The 16,769-nt window shown below is 67.8% G+C and carries 15 protein-coding genes; 8 read left to right on the plus strand and 7 right to left on the minus strand.

Going from position 1 to position 16,769, the window contains the following annotated elements; genetic code table 11:
• Nucleotides 1-36: 36 nt before the first annotated feature.
• On the minus strand, nucleotides 37-1,512 hold the full coding sequence (gene dnaB / locus AB0N14_RS10465) for a replicative DNA helicase (RefSeq protein WP_366025262.1): 1,476 nt from the start codon (nucleotides 1,510-1,512) through the stop codon (nucleotides 37-39).
• 458 nt (nucleotides 1,513-1,970) lie between these two features.
• On the opposite strand from dnaB, the gene AB0N14_RS10470 reads away from it, so the two are divergent.
• Nucleotides 1,971-3,308, plus strand: coding sequence for an MATE family efflux transporter (locus AB0N14_RS10470; RefSeq protein WP_366025263.1), 1,338 nt, complete (start codon nucleotides 1,971-1,973; stop codon nucleotides 3,306-3,308).
• Nucleotides 3,309-3,414: 106 nt separating this feature from the next.
• Here the strand turns inward: AB0N14_RS10470 and rplI are convergent, their stop codons facing one another.
• The 4 genes from rplI to rpsF all read right to left on the minus strand — a co-directional run bounded on the left by rplI (nucleotide 3,415) and on the right by rpsF (nucleotide 5,099).
• Nucleotides 3,415-3,861, minus strand: coding sequence for a 50S ribosomal protein L9 (rplI, locus tag AB0N14_RS10475; RefSeq protein WP_030786327.1), 447 nt, complete (start codon nucleotides 3,859-3,861; stop codon nucleotides 3,415-3,417).
• Nucleotides 3,862-3,879: 18 nt separating this feature from the next.
• On the minus strand, nucleotides 3,880-4,116 hold the full coding sequence (gene rpsR, locus AB0N14_RS10480; RefSeq protein ID WP_003949403.1) for a 30S ribosomal protein S18: 237 nt from the start codon (nucleotides 4,114-4,116) through the stop codon (nucleotides 3,880-3,882).
• 43 nt (nucleotides 4,117-4,159) lie between these two features.
• Complete coding sequence (locus AB0N14_RS10485; RefSeq protein WP_366025265.1) at nucleotides 4,160-4,732, minus strand: single-stranded DNA-binding protein; 573 nt, start codon at nucleotides 4,730-4,732, stop codon at nucleotides 4,160-4,162.
• 76 nt (nucleotides 4,733-4,808) lie between these two features.
• Complete coding sequence (gene rpsF, locus AB0N14_RS10490) at nucleotides 4,809-5,099, minus strand: 30S ribosomal protein S6 (RefSeq protein WP_014673750.1); 291 nt, start codon at nucleotides 5,097-5,099, stop codon at nucleotides 4,809-4,811.
• A gap of 276 nt (nucleotides 5,100-5,375) precedes the next feature.
• Between rpsF and AB0N14_RS10495 the strand changes: the two genes are divergently transcribed.
• The 3 genes from AB0N14_RS10495 to AB0N14_RS10505 all read left to right on the plus strand — a co-directional run bounded on the left by AB0N14_RS10495 (nucleotide 5,376) and on the right by AB0N14_RS10505 (nucleotide 8,131).
• Complete coding sequence (locus tag AB0N14_RS10495) at nucleotides 5,376-5,696, plus strand: hypothetical protein (RefSeq protein ID WP_366025266.1); 321 nt, start codon at nucleotides 5,376-5,378, stop codon at nucleotides 5,694-5,696.
• A gap of 159 nt (nucleotides 5,697-5,855) precedes the next feature.
• Nucleotides 5,856-6,974: a peptidoglycan bridge formation glycyltransferase FemX gene (femX, locus tag AB0N14_RS10500; protein ID WP_366025267.1), complete on the plus strand. Its 1,119-nt coding sequence runs from the start codon at nucleotides 5,856-5,858 to the stop codon at nucleotides 6,972-6,974.
• Nucleotides 6,975-7,099: 125 nt separating this feature from the next.
• Complete coding sequence (locus tag AB0N14_RS10505) at nucleotides 7,100-8,131, plus strand: alanine racemase (RefSeq protein ID WP_366025268.1); 1,032 nt, start codon at nucleotides 7,100-7,102, stop codon at nucleotides 8,129-8,131.
• Nucleotides 8,132-8,211: 80 nt separating this feature from the next.
• Here the strand turns inward: AB0N14_RS10505 and AB0N14_RS10510 are convergent, their stop codons facing one another.
• Nucleotides 8,212-9,720: a glycosyltransferase 87 family protein gene (locus tag AB0N14_RS10510; protein ID WP_366025269.1), complete on the minus strand. Its 1,509-nt coding sequence runs from the start codon at nucleotides 9,718-9,720 to the stop codon at nucleotides 8,212-8,214.
• A 128-nt stretch (nucleotides 9,721-9,848) separates the two neighbouring features.
• Entirely contained in the window at nucleotides 9,849-12,506 is a 2,658-nt protein-coding gene (locus tag AB0N14_RS10515) for a transglycosylase domain-containing protein (protein WP_366025270.1), read from the minus strand.
• 375 nt (nucleotides 12,507-12,881) lie between these two features.
• Between AB0N14_RS10515 and AB0N14_RS10520 the strand changes: the two genes are divergently transcribed.
• The 4 genes from AB0N14_RS10520 (at nucleotide 12,882) to AB0N14_RS10535 (ending at nucleotide 16,722) form a co-directional block, all read left to right on the plus strand.
• Nucleotides 12,882-13,562, plus strand: a complete 681-nt coding sequence (locus AB0N14_RS10520; RefSeq protein ID WP_366025271.1) for a helix-turn-helix transcriptional regulator — start codon at nucleotides 12,882-12,884, stop codon at nucleotides 13,560-13,562.
• Nucleotides 13,563-13,605: 43 nt separating this feature from the next.
• Nucleotides 13,606-14,688, plus strand: a complete 1,083-nt coding sequence (locus AB0N14_RS10525; RefSeq protein ID WP_351601036.1) for an inositol-3-phosphate synthase — start codon at nucleotides 13,606-13,608, stop codon at nucleotides 14,686-14,688.
• Nucleotides 14,689-14,761: 73 nt separating this feature from the next.
• Nucleotides 14,762-16,024, plus strand: coding sequence for an MFS transporter (locus AB0N14_RS10530; RefSeq protein WP_366025272.1), 1,263 nt, complete (start codon nucleotides 14,762-14,764; stop codon nucleotides 16,022-16,024).
• 116 nt (nucleotides 16,025-16,140) lie between these two features.
• Nucleotides 16,141-16,722, plus strand: coding sequence for a hypothetical protein (locus AB0N14_RS10535; protein ID WP_366025273.1), 582 nt, complete (start codon nucleotides 16,141-16,143; stop codon nucleotides 16,720-16,722).
• Nucleotides 16,723-16,769: the final 47 nt, after the last annotated feature.

Consider the following 16,769-nt stretch of genomic DNA (forward strand, 5'->3'; position numbering starts at 1 on the left):
CATTTGCGTGGTGCCACCTCACCAGGAGACGACGGATCAGGTCTGTGCCATGTCCACGAACCGGGAGTAGTGGCCCTGGAAGGCGACCGTGATCGTCGCGGTGGGGCCGTTACGGTGCTTGCCGACGATGATGTCCGCCTCGCCCGCGCGCGGCGACTCCTTCTCGTAGGCGTCCTCACGGTGCAGCAGGATCACCATGTCGGCGTCCTGCTCGATCGAACCGGACTCACGCAGGTCGGACACCATGGGCTTCTTGTCCGTCCGCTGCTCCGGACCACGGTTCAGCTGCGACAGCGCGATCACCGGCAGCTCCAGCTCCTTGGCCAGCAGCTTCAGGTTTCGCGACATCTCGGAGACCTCCTGCTGCCGGCTCTCGGACCGCTTGGAACCGGACTGCATGAGCTGCAGATAGTCGATGACGACCAGTTTCAGATCATTGCGCTGCTTCAGACGACGGCATTTCGCCCGGATCTCCATCATCGACAGGTTCGGCGAGTCGTCGATGTAGAGGGGCGCGGCCGAGACGTCCGGCATACGGCGGGCCAGCCTGGTCCAGTCCTCGTCCGTCATCGTGCCCGACCGCATGTGATGCAGAGCCACCCGAGCCTCGGCGGACAGCAGACGCATCGCGATCTCGTTGCGGCCCATCTCGAGCGAGAAGATCACGCTGGGCAGGTTGTGCTTGATGGCAGCCGCTCGGGCGAAGTCCAGAGCCAGCGTCGACTTACCCATCGCGGGACGCGCTGCGATGATGATCATCTGGCCCGGGTGCAGACCGTTGGTGAGCTGGTCCAGATCGGTGAAGCCGGTCGGCACACCGGTCATCTCCCCCGACCGTGAGCCGATCGCCTCGATCTCGTCGAGCGCCCCTTCCATGATCTCGCTCAGCGGAAGATAGTCCTCCGCCGTGCGCTGCTCGGTCACCGCGAAGATTTCGGCCTGAGCGCTGTTGACGATCTCGTCGATGTCGCCGTCGGCCGCGTACCCCATCTGGGTGATGCGCGTACCGGCTTCCACCAGGCGCCGCAGTACCGCACGCTCGTGCACGATCTGCGCGTAGTACTCGGCGTTCGCCGCGGTCGGCACCGTCTGCACCAGCGTGTGCAGATACGAGGCACCGCCGACCTTGGTGATCTCACCGCGCTTGGTCAGCTCCGCCGCGACCGTGATGGGGTCGGCCGGCTCACCCTTCGCGTACAGATCGAGGATCGCCTGGTAGATCGTTTCGTGTGCCGGCCGGTAGAAGTCATGGCCCTTGAGGATCTCCACGACGTCCGCGATCGCGTCCTTGGACAGGAGCATGCCTCCGAGGACGGACTGCTCGGCGTCCAGGTCCTGCGGCGGCACCCGCTCGAAGGCGGAGCCACCTCCGTCCCACGCGCCGCTGTCCGGCCCCCTGTCGTGCTGCTCGTCACGGCCCCGGCCGCCCTCGCCGCGTCGGCGGGAGGCAGGGACACGATCGCCGGGGCCGCTGTCGGCCCACTGATCGTCCAAGGGCTCGGAAATGCTCACCGGGCCGCCTCCTCCCGTCCGCCGCGCGGACCTCGCCGTGCACCCCAGTTCTAGGGCACGACACTGACAAAGCGAGAAGCCCAGCTCCGGTTCAGACGCGTCGACCGGGCGCGTCGTCCTAGGACGGAGAGGGAGTGGGCGCCGGACCACGTTAGGCCCCTGGGCACCGTCAGCCAATCTGGTTATCCACAGGCCATGTGGACGAGACGCCCATCGCTGTGGACAACTCCGCGAAACCTGTGCACGACACGGTGGACAGCTCTGTGAACAAGCCCTCAGCTGATTCCTAAGAACCCATCTGACCTGGAGGTTTCCCGTCCACCGCTTGTGCAGAAGAAAAACTTCCCCAGTCGGATCAAGATCGCCACCGACCGTGGACAGCGCGGTGGGACACAGCGTCTAAAGTAAGGGACACAACGCAATCGCAGCTCTTACCTGTGGACGATTGATTGGTGGCCATGACACAGGCTCCCGCGACACCCCGCGCCCTTGGACGCCGGCATGACCGGGAGATCGTCGCACTGGCCGTTCCGGCCTTCGGCGCACTCATCGCGGAGCCCCTCTTCGTGATGGCCGACAGCGCGATCGTCGGCCATCTCGGCACCGCGCAGCTGGCCGGCCTCGGCGTCGCCTCGGCGCTTCTCACCACCGCCGTCAGCATCTTCGTCTTTCTCGCCTACGCCACCACGGCCGCCGTCGCGCGCCGCGTCGGCGCGGGCGATCTACGATCCGCCATCCGCCAGGGCATGGACGGCATCTGGCTGGCGCTGCTGCTGGGAGCGGCCGTCATCGCCGTCGTCCTGCCCACGGCACCCGGCATCGTGACCCTCTTCGGCGCCTCGCCGACCGCGGCCCCTTATGCGACCACGTATCTGCGGATCTCGGCACTCGGCATCCCCGCGATGCTGGTGGTGCTGGCCGCCACCGGCGTGCTGCGCGGACTGCAGGACACGAGGACACCGCTGTACGTGGCGGTCGCGGGCTTCCTGGCGAACGCCGCCCTCAACGCGGGGCTCGTCTACGGCGCGGCCCTGGGCATCGCGGGATCGGCGTGGGGCACCGTCGCCGCGCAATGCGGGATGGCGGCCGCGTACCTGTACGTCGTCGTCCGCGGCGCCCGTCGGCACGGCGCCTCGCTACGGCCGGACGCGGCCGGGATACGTGCCTGCGCGCAGGCGGGGGCACCGCTGTTGATCCGTACGCTCTCGCTGCGGGCGATCCTCATGATCGCAACGGCTGTCGCCGCGCGGCTTGGGGACGCCGACATCGCCGCGCACCAGATCATCCTGTCCCTGTGGAGCCTGCTCGCGTTCGCGCTGGACTCGATCGCCATCGCAGGGCAGGCGATCATCGGGCGCTATCTCGGCGCGGACGACGCGTGGGGCGCCCGCGCAGCATGCCGCCGCATGGTGCATTGGGGCATCGTCGCCGGCCTCGTGCTCGGACTGCTCGTACTCGTGACCCGGCCGCTGTTCCTCCCACTGTTCACCAGCGACTCCGCAGTGAAGGACACGGCACTGCCCGCCCTGCTGATGGTGGCACTGTCGCAGCCGGTATGCGGGATCGTCTTCGTTCTGGACGGAGTCCTGATGGGTGCGGGCGACGGGCCGTACCTCGCCTGGGCGATGGTCGTCACCCTGGCCGTCTTCGCACCCGCGGCCCTGCTCGTCCCCACGCTCGGCGGCGGACTCAGCGCCCTCTGGGCGGCGATGACGCTGATGATGATGATCCGCATGCTGACGCTGTGGCTGCGCGCCCGCTCCGGTCGCTGGATCGTGACGGGCGCGACGCGCTGACCGTTTCACGTGAAACGTGCCCCGGTGACGACTCCGGCCACTGGAAAGGGGCCGCACCCGTGACAGGTGCGGCCCCTTTCGGAACTGCTCAAGCCGAGCGCAGCGATCAGGCCGCGACGACCTCGATGTTGACCTTGGCGGCAACCTCGGGGTGCAGACGCACGGACGTCTCGTGGGCGCCCAGCGTCTTGATCGGCGCACCGAGCTCGATGCGGCGCTTGTCGACCTCGGGGCCACCGGAGGCCTTGATCGCCGAGGCGATGTCGGCCGGGGTGACGGAACCGAAGAGACGGCCGGAGTCGCCGGAGCGGACGGCCAGGCGGACCTTCACGCCCTCGAGCTGGGCCTTGACCTGGTTGGCCTGCTCGATGGTCTGGATCTCGTGGATCTTGCGAGCGCGACGGATCTGCTCGACGTCCTTCTCGCCACCCTTGGTCCAGCGGATCGCGAACTTCCGCGGGATCAGGTAGTTGCGGGCGTACCCGTCCTTGACGTCGACGACATCGCCGGCGGCGCCGAGGCCGGAAACCTCGTGGGTGAGGATGATCTTCATGAGTCGGTCACCCTTCCCTTAGCGCGCGGTGGACGTGTAGGGCAGCAGCGCCATCTCACGGCTGTTCTTGACGGCCGTGGCGACGTCACGCTGGTGCTGCGTGCAGTTGCCGGTCACGCGACGGGCACGGATCTTGCCGCGGTCGGAAATGAACTTCCGCAGCATGTTCGTGTCCTTGTAGTCCACGTACGTGACCTTGTCCTTGCAGAATGCGCAGACCTTCTTCTTCGGCTTGCGCACAGGCGGCTTTGCCATGGTGTTTCTCCTGTGTGATCAAGAAGTGTGGGGTACGGCCCGCCTAGAAGGGGGGCTCGTCCGAGTAGCCGCCACCGCCGCCGGAGCCACCGCCCCAGCCGCCGCCCTGGCCGCCTCCGCCCTGGCCGCCGGCGGGAGCGCCGGTCGCCCACGGGTCGTCGGCCGGAGCACCGCCCTGACCGCCGCCGGAGCCACCGCCCCAGCCGCCGCCCTGGCCGCCACCGCCGCCGTAACCGCCCTGGCCACCGCGGCCGGCGGTCTTGGTGACCTTGGCCGTGGCGTTGCGCAGGCTGGCGCCGACCTCGTCGACGTCGAGCTCGTAGACCGTGCGCTTGACGCCCTCACGGTCCTCGTAGGACCGCTGCTTCAGCCGGCCCTGCACGATGACGCGCATGCCTCGCTGAAGCGACTCGGCGACGTTCTCCGCCGCCTGGCGCCAGACCGAGCAGGTCAGGAAGAGGCTTTCGCCGTCCTTCCACTCATTGGTCTGACGGTCGAAGGTGCGGGGAGTGGACGCGATGCGGAACTTCGCGACCGCCGCACCGGACGGGGTGAAGCGCAGCTCGGGGTCATCGACAAGGTTGCCGACGACCGTGATGACGGTCTCGCCTGCCATGGGGGAACCTCTCGGCGGGTTTGCTGCTGGCTGCTGGTGCTGCTACTCGAATCCCGGGATCAGCTGAGCGGGAGGCTCAGTGGGTCTCGGGACGGAGGACCTTGGTCCGGAGGACCGACTCGTTCAGGTTCATCTGGCGGTCGAGCTCCTTGACGACCGCAGGCTCGGCCTGCAGGTCGATGACCGAGTAGATGCCCTCGGGCTTCTTCTTGATCTCGTAGGCGAGACGACGACGACCCCAGGTGTCGACCTTCTCGACCTTTCCGCCACCGTCACGGACGACGGAAAGGAAGTTCTCGATCAGCGGGGAGACAGCACGCTCCTCGAGATCGGGGTCGAGGATGACCATCACCTCGTAGTGACGCATGTGGAACCCACCTCCTTCGGACTCAGCGGCCACGGTCGTTCCGTGGCAGGAGGGTTGTGATGCGTACGCAACCGTGCCTGTCAGTAAATCAGCCGCCACTGACAATCGGAGGCCAGTCGACGGTTGACCAGGCTGTGCCTGGGCAGACACCGGTGCAGACGGTACAGAGTACCCGCACACGTGCTTCCGGTTGAAATCCGGCCCCGGAGGCCGTCAATCTGTACACATCGGGTGTGTATGGCGCTACGATGCGCCGCCTTCCGCAGGAGGTGCCCCATGGCACAGGTATTGCGACCCAACACCACCGGTTCCCTCTTCGCCACGGACGGCAAGGCCCACCCCGTCCAGGACACCCTGCTCGTGGTGACCCTGGTGCTCGGTGTCACGGCTTTCGTGACGGCGTTGGTGTCCAAGGACCTGCATCTGATCAGCTCCTGGACCGGCCTGGTGGGGATCTTCACCGGCGCCTACGGGCAGTACATCTCCGTGACGACCCGAGAGCGCTTCGGCCTGATCCTGGGGCTCGGTGCCTCGGCCGTCGGCTTCTTCCTGGGCATGGCCCACGGCGGTCTCTTCGGCGGGGTCGTCGGCCACTGACCGTCGGGCCGCGGTGCGGCCGGCGGGGCCGTGAGGCGACCCGCCGGACGCACAGGTTGCGTAGGGCCAGTCGGGGCGCTCGCGGGGCGCAGTAGGCTTCGGCGCGAGAGCCGGAGCCCCTGTACCCATGGGGACACACCAGCCCGAGGAGCGCCCCGAATGAGCCTGACCCTGAGGACGATCAGTCGCGAGCAGCATCTGGCGTACATCCAGAGCCTGCCGGCGGCGAGCCACATGCAGGTCCCGGCCTGGGCAGACGTCAAGGCGGAGTGGCGCTCCGAGAACCTCGGCTGGTTCGACAAGAGCGGCGAACTGGTGGGCGTCGGTCTGGTGTTGTACCGGCAGCTGCCCAAGATCAAGCGCTATCTGGCGTATCTGCCCGAGGGTCCGGTGATCAACTGGTTCGCGCCGAACCTGGAGGACTGGATCCAGCCGATGCTCGCGCACCTGAAGCAACAGGGCGCCTTCTCCGTGAAGATGGGCCCGCCGGTGATCATCCGACGGTGGAACGCGGAGACCATCAAGAGGGGCATCCAGGACCCGGACGTCAAGCGGCTGCGTGACCTGGAGGCCGACTTCATCGAGCCGCGCGCATTCGAAGTCTCCGACAAGCTGCGCCGGATGGGCTGGCAGCAGGGCGAGGACGGCGGCGCCGGCTTCGGCGACGTGCAGCCGCGGTACGTCTTCCAGGTGCCGCTCGCCAACCGGTCCCTGGAAGAGGTCCACAAGGACTTCAACCAGTTGTGGCGCCGCAACATCAAGAAGGCCGAGAAGGCGGGCGTCGAAGTGGTCCAGGGCGGCTACCACGACCTCGAGGAGTGGCAGCGCCTGTACGAGATCACCGCGGTGCGCGACCACTTCCGGCCCCGCCCGCTGTCGTACTTCCAGCGCATGTGGACGGCCCTCAACAGCGAGGACCCCAACCGTATGCGGCTGTACTTCGCGCGCCACAACGGTGTGAACCTGTCTGCGGCGACGATGCTGATCGTCGGCGGCCACGTCTGGTACTCCTACGGAGCCTCCGACAACATCGGCCGTGAGGTACGGCCTTCGAACGCGATGCAGTGGCGGATGCTGCGCGACGCCTATGCGCTCGGCGCCACCGTCTACGACCTGCGCGGCATCTCCGACTCTCTGGACGAGACCGACCACCTCTTCGGCCTGATCCAGTTCAAGGTGGGCACGGGCGGACAGGCGGCCGAGTACCTCGGCGAGTGGGACTTCCCGCTCAACAAGCTGCTCCACAAGGCGCTCGACATCTACATGTCGCGCCGCTGACGCCGGAGCCCCCGCGCCGGGCCGCCCGAGCGGCCCGGACCAGCCCGTCAGTCCGGCGGATCCGTCACAATTCCCTCTCAGACCTCTGACACACGGCAGCCACGAGAAAGGTTCCGGGACCGGCCATGGCGCTCACGCTCTACGTCGACACCGCGCGCTGGCGGGCACACCACAAGCACGTGCAGGAGCAGTTCCCGGGGCTCGTCCCCGTCTGCAAGGGCAACGGCTACGGGTTCGGCCACGAGCGGCTGGCGGAGGAGGCCACCCGCCTCGGCGCGGACATGCTCGCCGTCGGCACGACGTACGAGGCGGCCCGGATCAAGGACTGGTTCGGCGGCGACCTGCTGGTGCTGACGCCGTTCCGGCGGGGCGAGGAACCCGTGCCGCTGCCGGACCGCGTCATCCGCTCGGTGTCGTCCGTGGACGGCGTGTACGGGCTCGTGGGCGCCCGGGTGGTCATCGAGGTCATGTCCTCGATGAAGCGCCACGGGGTCAGCGAGCAGGAGCTGCCGCAGCTGCACACGGCCATAGAGAACGTGCGCCTGGAAGGCTTCGCCATCCACCTGCCGCTGGACCGTACCGACGGCTCCGACGCCGTGGAGGAGGTCATCGGCTGGATGGACCGGCTGCGCGCGGCCCGGCTGCCGCTGCACACGATGTTCGTGAGCCACCTCAAGGCCGATGAGCTGGCCCGGCTGCAGCAGCAGTTCCCGCAGACCCGCTTCCGCGCCCGCATCGGCACCCGGCTGTGGCTCGGGGACCATGAGGCCACCGAGTACCGCGGGGCGGTCCTGGACGTGACGCGCGTGGCCAAGGGCGACCGCTTCGGCTACCGGCAGCAGAAGGCGGCCTCCGACGGCTTCCTGATCGTCGTTGCGGGCGGGACGTCGCACGGGGTGGGCCTGGAGGCCCCCAAGGCCATGCACGGCGTGATGCCGCGTGCCAAGGGAGTGGCCCGGGCCGGCCTCGCGACGGTGAACCGGAACCTGTCGCCGTTCGTCTGGGCGGGCAAGCAGCGCTGGTTCGCCGAGCCGCCGCACATGCAGGTCTCGATCCTCTTCATCCCGGCGGACGCCACGGAGCCGAAGGTGGGCGATGAGCTGGTGGCCCATCTGCGGCACACGACGACGCAGGTCGACCGGCTCGTCGACCGCTGAGCACAGAGCGGGAAGCACGACGAAGGCCGTACACGAAGCTCGTGTACGGCCTTGTCCGTGACGGCCCGGCGCCGGTTCGCTCAGCGCGACCCGTCGTCAGCCGGTTGCCCGCCGCGGCTGCCCCAGTCCACTTGCGTCCCCTCGAAATGCGCCGCGTGCCGAGGCGGATGGGCTGCGGCTCCGAGCGCGAAGACGTCCGGCGCACCGTCCAGTACGCCGCCGGACGGATCGTCGTCGCCGGCCCGGCGCACCATGTCCCGTTCCGGCAGGAAGATGTCGCGTACGACGACGGCGCACAGGTAGAGCGTCCCCAGCAGGTGGACGGCGATGGCGAGCTGGTACCCGTCCGTCGGCAGGCCCTTGTGGGCGTCTCCGCTGGTCGTGTACGCGAGGTACGTCCAGATCCCCAGGAAGTACGCGAGCTCGCAGGCCTGCCAGATCAGGAAGTCCCGCCAGCGCGGCCGGGCGAGTGCGGCGAGGGGGACCAGCCACAGCACGTACTGCGGCGAGTAGACCTTGTTGGTGAGGATGAACGCGGCGACGATCAGGAAGGCGAGCTGGGCGAGGCGCGGGCGACGCGGAGCGGTCAGCGTCATCGCGGTGATACCGACACAGGCGAGCACCATCATGATCAGCGCGTAGGTGTTGGCGGTGTCCCCGGTGATGTCGATGTTGAACCAGCGCGAGACGAACAGGAAGACGGACCCGAAGTCCACCCCGCGCTCCTGGCTAAAGCGGTAGAACTTGGACCAGCCCTCGGGGGCGAGCCACATCACCGGCAGGTTGACCACGAGCCACGCGCCGACGGCGCCCAGGACGGCGGTCCCGTACTCCCGCCACCTGCCCGCCCGCCAGCACAGCACGAGGAGCGGTCCGAGCACCAGGAACGGGTAGAACTTGGCGGCCGTCGCGAGCCCCACGAGGACGCCGAAGGCAAGGGCCCGGCCACGTGACCACATCAGCATCGCGGCGGCCAGCAGGGCCACGGCGAGCAGGTCCCAGTTGATGGTCGCGGTCAGCGCGAAGGCGGGCGCGAGGGCGACGAGAAGGCCGTCCCAGGGGCGCCTGCGGTGGATGCGGGCGGTGCACACGGCGATGACCGCCGCGCACACCATGAGCATTCCGGCGTTGACCATCCAGTAGGTCTGCTCGCGGGCCTGGATGCCGCCGCCGCTCGGAGTCATCCAGGAGGCGACCTCCATGAACACACCGGTGAGCACCGGGTACTCGAGGTAGTCCATGTCGCCCGGGAGCTTGTCGAAGTAGGGCACGAGCCCGTCGGCGAAGCCGCGCCCCTGGTAGAGGTGCGGGATGTCCGAGTAGCAGGCGTGCGTGTACTGCGAGCTGGCGCCGAAGAACCAGCTGCTGTCGTAGCAGGGCAGCTTCTGGACCATGCCGAGGGCGAACATGCCGATCGCGACGAGCACCACGATCCGCACGGGCGTCCACCGGGACGTCCCGAGCAGGGAGCGCCGTCCGACGGGCCCGCCGATCAGCTCGCTGCCGGCCGCGGCGACCTCGTCTTCCCTGGTCGGCCGCACCACATCCGACTGGGGCACGCTCACGCGCGTCGTCTCTGCACTGGGCATGAGGCTCATCCTGCCGTATCCGGCCAGGAAAACGCCGAGGGCCGCCACACCTGGTCGGTGTGACGGCTCTCTTCGGGCGATGTTTCACGTGAAACGGAGTGTTTCACGTGAAACACAACCGGTGACGACTACCCGTTCGGCCCGGCGAAGATCCCTCCGTTGCCGTTGCCCCGGGTGTTTCCGGTGCCGGTCGACTCCGTCGGCGAAGAGGTCACTCCGCCCGTGCCGCCCGCGTCGGTGCCGCCCGGGCCCGTTCCGCCGTTCCCGTTGCCCCCTCCGTTGCCGTTGCAGGGGCTGTTGCCCCAGAAGCCGCAGGTGTCGCTCGGCGAGGGCGAGGACGAGGTCAGCGACGGGCTCGGCGTCGCGCTCGGCGTCGGGCTCTGCGTGACGCTCTGCGTGGGCGTCGGGGTCACGCTCGGGCTCGGGGTGTCGTTGACGACCGTACCGATGGGCTCCGGCGTCGGGAACGACTTCGCGGGCTGACCCTTGAGCGCCTGTTCCATGTAGTCGTGCCAGATCTCGGCCGGGAAGGAGGCACCGTGGATCTCCTTCTGCCCGCCCGTTCCATACATCTCCAGGAACGTGCGGTTCTTGTTGGACTCGTTGTCGTCCATGCGGAACATGCTGATCGCGGTGGACAGCTGCGGGGTGTACCCGACGAACCAGGCGGACTTGTTGCCGTCCGTCGTACCGGTCTTGCCTGCCACATCGCGTCCCGGCAGCTTCGCCGCGGTACCAGTGCCCTTGTCGACCACGGTCTTCAGGACGTCCGTGACGTTGCCGGCGACCTTTGCGGTGAACGCGTCCTTGGCCTGCTTGCGGTGTTCGAAGACCGGCCCGTCCTTGCTCTTGACGAAGTCGACCGAGTAGGGGTCGTTCTGCTTGCCGCTCGCCGCGAAGGTGGCGTAGGCACCGGCCATGCGGATCGCGCTCGGGGAGGAGGTACCGATGGAGAACGAGGGATAGTTCGAGCTGGCGAGGCTGCCCTCCAGGATGCCGGCGTCCAGGGCGGTCTGCTTCACCTTGTCGAGGCCGACGTCCATGCCCAGCTGCACGTAGGCGGTGTTCACCGAGAACTGCATCGCCTCACGCAGGTCGATCTTGTAGGCGGGCGGGTCGCCCACCGACTCGTTGCCGTCGTTCGTCTGCAGCCATTCCTGACCCTTCTCGTTCTTCCAGACGTCCCCGTTGTACTCCTTGATCTTCAGCTTGTTCTTGCCGCTGTAGAGACTCTTCGGTGAGACGACAGTGCGCTCGTCCTGAGCCTGCTCCGGTCCGAGGTCGGGGTTTCGGACGCCCCACTTCATCGCCGCCGCCAGCACGAACGGCTTGAACGTCGACCCCACCTGTGCACCGGTCGAGTCGGCGTTGTTGGTGAAGTGCTTGGTCGCGTCCTCACCACCGTAGATCGCCTTGATCGCACCGCTGGTCGGGTCCACGGACGCGCCACCGAACTGAACGTATTTATCCGTGTTCGGGCGTAGGCCGGGCTTGATGTTGGCCTTCTGGACGGTCTTGACCGCGGCCTCGAGCTCGTCGACCTTCTTCTTCTCGAAGGTCGTGTGGATCTGATACCCGCCCTGCTGCAGCTTGTCCTGGGTGATGTGGGTCGTGCTGCTGTGGGTGACCAGGTAGCTGTTGGCCAGGTCGACGAGGTAACCGATCTGGCCGCTCAGCCGGGTGTTCGACCGCGGGTTCTGGACCTGCGGAAGCGTCGTGTACTTGGCGCGCTCCGCGGCGCTCAGGTGCCCGTACTGGACCATCTTGTTGAGGGTGTCCTGCATCTGCAGGGTGGCACGCTTCTGGTTAGCCTGGGGGGTGGCGTTCTTCGGGTCGATGGACGTGGCGCCTGCCGGGTCGTAGTACGTGGCGCCCTTGAGCATCGCCGCCAGAAAGGCACACTCGCCGGGGTCCAGATCGATGGCGGACTTGTTGAAGTACGCGTGCGCGGCGGCCTCGATCCCGTAGGCGTTCCGCCCGTAGTACGCGGAGTTCAGGTAGCCGGCCAGGATGTCGTCCTTCTTGACGGTGGCCCCCACTTTGATCGCGATGAAGATCTCCTTGAACTTCCTGGAGATCGTCTGTGACTGGTCGTCCAGCCTCGCGTTCTTCACGTACTGCTGGGTGATGGTTGAGCCACCCTGGGTCTGACCGCCCGTGGCCATGTTGAAGACGGCCCGGGCGATGCCCTTCGGGTCGACGCCGCTGTCGGTGTAGAAGGTCTTGTTCTCCTGGGAGATGACGGCGTACTGCATCGCCTTGGGGATCTGCGACAGGTTGACGATCTGCCGGTTGGTCTCGCCACCCGTGGCGACCATCTGGCTGCCGTCGGCCCAGTAGTAGACGTTGTTCTGGGACTGCGCGGTCTTGGCGACGTCCGGCACGCTCACCATCGCGTATCCGACGCCCGCCACCGCCACCAGGCTCCCTATGAAACCGATGAACAGCCCCGCGACCAGTTTCCACGAGGGCAGCCAGCGTGCGACGCCGTACTTGCCCGCACGCGGGTAGTCGATGAAGCGCTTCTTGGCCGGAGCAGCGCCCCTGCCTCGGCTCGCGCCGTCGGCCGCTCTGCGCCGGCCGCCCGCGTTTCTCTGGGCCGCCCGCCGGGCCTCGGCTCGGCCACCGTACGGGCGCTCCTCACCTCCTGTTCCGTAGGGGGCGGACGGAGACCCGGTGGCGCCTCGCGGTGCCGCGCGGCGGCCGGGGGACGCCGACTGACCGCGTCGGGCCGCGGCACGTCCGCCTCCCTGCGGCTGCGGCGGTTTGCGACGGTGCTCGCTCATCGAACGATTACTCCTCGGGCAGGCGCATCCTGGCGCGCCTGGAAACGGCGGCTGGTTTCCGGTCCCCCCGAAGTACGGATGCGGTCGTTTCGGCATTCACCCGTACTGCACCGAGGACGAGGACGTCCCCCATAGGTCACTCGGTTCCCGGTGGTGTGCATGCCGCACAGACTACGCACCGCCAAAACCGACGGAGGTCCGAACTTCACCCGAAACCAGGCAACTTGCCTCCTACGAATCGGTGATGTGACCCCGTTCACCGTGCCCCCTCTTGTCGCGCTCGGAGAGGCGTTCTATCGTGATGATGTATCGAGTCGATACATCAGCGCGGCATAAAGACCGTGCGGGCGAGTCAGCGACAGGAGGGAGGCGCACATGAGCCGGCGTTCCGGGATCCTCGAGTTCGCCGTCCTCGGCCTGCTCCGCGAGTCCCCGATGCACGGCTACGAACTGCGCAAACGGCTCAATACGTCATTGGGTGTGTTCCGCGCGTTCAGCTACGGGACGCTCTACCCCTGCCTCAAGACGCTGGTCGCCAACGGCTGGTTGATCGAGGAGTCGGGGAGCGTCTCCGACGACGCCGGCGCCGCTCCGCTCACCGGGCGGCGCGCCAAGATCGTCTACCGGCTGACACCCGAGGGCAAGGAGCACTTCGAGGAGTTGCTCTCCCAGACGGGCCCCGACGTGTACGAGGACGAGCACTTCGCCGCTCGTTTCGCCTTCTTCGGACAGACGTCCCGTGACGTGCGCATGCGCGTCCTGGAGGGCCGCCGCAGCCGACTGGAGGAGCGTCTGGAGAAGATGCGTGCCTCCCTGGCGCGCACCCGGGAGCGCCTCGATGACTACACCCTCGAGCTCCAGCGCCACGGGATGGAGTCCGTGGAGCGCGAAGTGCGCTGGCTGAACGAGCTCATCGAAAGTGAGCGGGCCGGACGGGACCTCAGCGGTTCCACTGCCGACGGCTCCGCTCCTGACAGCACACATGGAGCGACGGGCGGCCTGCCCCGGCACCGGGACATCACCCGGCCGGATCCGTCCGACGACACCACCACGTGAGGCCCGGTCGGGGCCTCACTCGTACACACAGGGAGCAACCGGAATGGGTTCGGTTCGCGTAGCCATCGTCGGTGTGGGCAACTGCGCCGCATCACTGGTGCAGGGAGTCGAGTACTACAAGGACGCCGACCCGGCGTCCAAGGTCCCGGGTCTGATGCACGTCCAGTTCGGTGACTACCACGTCCGTGACGTCGAGTTCGTCGCCGCGTTCGACGTGGACGCCAAGAAGGTCGGCCTCGACCTGGCGGACGCCATCGGCGCCTCGGAGAACAACACCATCAAGATCTGCGACGTCCCGTCCACCGGCGTGACGGTCCAGCGCGGCCACACCCTCGACGGTCTCGGCAAGTACTACCGCGCCACCATCGAGGAGTCCGCCGAGGAGCCGGTCGACGTCGTCCAGATCCTCAAGGACAAGCAGGTCGACGTCCTCGTCTGCTACCTGCCGGTCGGCTCCGAGGACGCGGCGAAGTTCTACGCCCAGTGCGCCATCGACGCCAAGGTCGCCTTCGTCAACGCCCTTCCGGTCTTCATCGCCGGCACCAAGGAGTGGGCGGACAAGTTCACCGAGGCGGGCGTGCCGATCGTCGGTGACGACATCAAGTCCCAGGTCGGCGCCACCATCACGCACCGCGTGATGGCGAAGCTGTTCGAGGACCGGGGCGTCATCCTGGACCGCACGATGCAACTGAACGTCGGCGGCAACATGGACTTCAAGAACATGCTCGAGCGCGAGCGCCTGGAGTCCAAGAAGATCTCCAAGACGCAGGCCGTCACCTCCCAGATCCCCGACCGGGACCTCGGCGAGAAGAACGTCCACATCGGCCCGTCCGACTACGTGGCCTGGCTCGACGACCGCAAGTGGGCGTACGTCCGCCTTGAGGGCCGCGCGTTCGGCGACGTCCCGCTGAACCTGGAGTACAAGCTCGAGGTTTGGGACTCCCCGAACTCCGCGGGTGTCATCATCGACGCCCTGCGCGCCGCGAAGATCGCCAAGGACCGGGGCATCGGCGGCCCGATCCTCTCCGCGTCCTCGTACTTCATGAAGTCCCCGCCGGTCCAGTACTTCGACGACGAGGCCCGCGAGAACGTCGAGAAGTTCATCCGGGGCGAGGTCGAACGCTGACCTCGCTCCCGTGCCCGTGCGGGGTCCCCGGGTCTCTGCCCGGGGACCCCGCACGTATGTGAGGCTGTGCCCCATGTCCGTCGTGCGCGATCTCCGCGTCCTCCTGCGCTTCAGCGGCTTCCGGCGCCTGCTCGCCGTACGGCTGCTGTCCCAGGGGGCCGACGGCGTCTACCAGGTCGCGCTCGCCACGTACGTGGTCTTCTCCCCCGAGAAGCAGACCTCGGCCACCGCCATCGCCTCCGCCATGGCCGTGCTGCTCCTGCCCTACTCCCTCGTCGGCCCCTTCGCGGGGGTCCTGCTGGACCGCTGGCGGCGCCGCCAGGTCTTCCTCCACGGCAACCTGCTGCGCGCCCTGCTGGCCTGCGCGACCGCCGTCCTGATGGTGAGCCATGTACCGGACTGGCTCTTCTACGTCTCCGCGCTGTGCGTCACCGCGGTCAACCGTTTCGTCCTGGCCGGACTGTCCGCGGCGCTGCCCCGGGTGGTCGACGCCGAACGCCTGGTGATGGCCAACTCGCTCTCGCCGACGGCGGGCACGCTCGCCGCCACCGCGGGTGGCGGACTCGCCTTCGCCGTACGGCTGGTGATCGCCGACTCCGATGCCGCGGTGGTGCTGCTGGGTGCGCTCCTGTATCTGGGATCGGCCCTCGTATCGCTGAGCCTCGCTCCGCGAGCGCTGGGACCGGACGGGGACGCGGTGCAGCCGCGCCTCGGCGCCGTGCTGGTCGGCACCACGCGGGATCTGGTGGCCGGTGTACGGCATCTCACGGCACCTCCGCGCCGGGAGGCCGCCTGGGCGCTCACCGCGATGACCCTGATGCGGTTCTGCTACGGCGCGCTGCTCGTCCTGCTGCTCATGCTGTGCCGCTACGCCCTGTCCGCGAATCCGCGCCAGGGGCTGACCCTGCTGGGACTGGCGCTGGGCATCTCCGGGGCCGGGTTCTTCGCCGCGGCGGTGATGACGCCGTGGGCGGCGGGGCGTCTCGGTCCCGGCCGCTGGATCGCGGTCTGCGCGGGGTCCGCCGCCGTACTGGAACCCTCGCTCGGCCTGCCGTTCGCCGCGGAACCCATGCTGGTGGCCGCGTTCGTCCTGGGGCTGACCACACAGGGCGCGAAGATCTCCACCGACACGATCGTTCAGTCCTCGGTCGACGACGGCTTCCGCGGCCGGATCTTCTCGGTCTACGACGTGCTCTTCAACGTTGCCTTCGTCGGCGCGGCCGCGGTCGCCGCCTTGATGCTGCCTCCTGACGGCCGATCAGCGGCTTTGGTCGTCATGGTCGCCGTAGTCTATGCAGCAGTTGCTCTGCCTATGTCCCGCTTTGAGCGCCCGTAAGTGTCACATCAAGGCTACGGCGCCCCAGGCGAGTTCAAGGTTGTCAGTGCGGACCTATAGCTTACGGGCGTCTTATTTCGCGCCATGCGCACCCGCGTTCGAGGGGGACCCCGAAAGTGACCACTCCGCCGCCCCAGGGTACGAATCCGTACGCCCAGCAGCCCACCGTGCCCATGGGGCAGCAGCTCGGCCAGCCGGGAGTCGCGCAGCAGCCGTACGCTCCGCAGCAGCCCTATCCGCCGCAGCAGACGTACCGGCAGCAGCAGGGATACCCTCAGCAGCATCCGTATCCCCGCTTCCCCCAGCAGCAGGGTGCTCCGGCGCCGCTGCCGCAGGCGGGCCCGGGCAAGCGCGCCGGCAAGAAGGCGGTACGAATCGTCGGCGCCATAGTCGTCGGCGCCGTAGTCGTCGCCGTCGTCATCGGCGTCATCAAGTTCGGTGCGGGCTGGTTCCTGGCCCGCGACGACGCGGAGACGACGTCTGTGGGCTCCTGCATGCACAACGACGGCACGGACTCCAAGCCTGACCTCAAGGACGTCGACTGCTCCTCGAGCAACGCCCAGTACAAGGTCGTCCAGAAGTTTGACGGCAGCAGCGACGAGAACAAGTGCCAGGGCGTCAAGGACGCGACGATCTCGTACATTCAGTACGGCGGCGGCCACGACATCGTGCTCTGTCTGAACGAGCTCAAGAAGTAGATCGACCCACGGCACAGACGAAGGGGCGATGTTTCACGTGAAACATC

Source organism: Streptomyces sp. NPDC051104, from assembly GCF_040682835.1.
Classification (GTDB): Bacteria; Actinomycetota; Actinomycetes; order Streptomycetales; family Streptomycetaceae; genus Streptomyces; species Streptomyces cynarae.

What these genes read in the sequence shown, in the direction of transcription:
- AB0N14_RS10470 (WP_366025263.1), top strand. Translation starts at nt 1,971, where the DNA reads ATGACACAGGCTCCCGCGACACCCCGCGCCCTTGGACGCCGGCATGAC.
- rplI (WP_030786327.1), bottom strand. Translation starts at nt 3,861, where the DNA reads ATGAAGATCATCCTCACCCACGAGGTTTCCGGCCTCGGCGCCGCCGGC.
- rpsR (WP_003949403.1), bottom strand. Translation starts at nt 4,116, where the DNA reads ATGGCAAAGCCGCCTGTGCGCAAGCCGAAGAAGAAGGTCTGCGCATTC.
- AB0N14_RS10485 (WP_366025265.1), bottom strand. Translation starts at nt 4,732, where the DNA reads ATGGCAGGCGAGACCGTCATCACGGTCGTCGGCAACCTTGTCGATGAC.
- rpsF (WP_014673750.1), bottom strand. Translation starts at nt 5,099, where the DNA reads ATGCGTCACTACGAGGTGATGGTCATCCTCGACCCCGATCTCGAGGAG.
- AB0N14_RS10495 (WP_366025266.1), top strand. Translation starts at nt 5,376, where the DNA reads ATGGCACAGGTATTGCGACCCAACACCACCGGTTCCCTCTTCGCCACG.
- femX (WP_366025267.1), top strand. Translation starts at nt 5,856, where the DNA reads ATGAGCCTGACCCTGAGGACGATCAGTCGCGAGCAGCATCTGGCGTAC.
- AB0N14_RS10505 (WP_366025268.1), top strand. Translation starts at nt 7,100, where the DNA reads ATGGCGCTCACGCTCTACGTCGACACCGCGCGCTGGCGGGCACACCAC.
- AB0N14_RS10510 (WP_366025269.1), bottom strand. Translation starts at nt 9,720, where the DNA reads ATGCCCAGTGCAGAGACGACGCGCGTGAGCGTGCCCCAGTCGGATGTG.
- AB0N14_RS10515 (WP_366025270.1), bottom strand. Translation starts at nt 12,506, where the DNA reads ATGAGCGAGCACCGTCGCAAACCGCCGCAGCCGCAGGGAGGCGGACGT.
- AB0N14_RS10520 (WP_366025271.1), top strand. Translation starts at nt 12,882, where the DNA reads ATGAGCCGGCGTTCCGGGATCCTCGAGTTCGCCGTCCTCGGCCTGCTC.
- AB0N14_RS10525 (WP_351601036.1), top strand. Translation starts at nt 13,606, where the DNA reads ATGGGTTCGGTTCGCGTAGCCATCGTCGGTGTGGGCAACTGCGCCGCA.
- AB0N14_RS10530 (WP_366025272.1), top strand. Translation starts at nt 14,762, where the DNA reads ATGTCCGTCGTGCGCGATCTCCGCGTCCTCCTGCGCTTCAGCGGCTTC.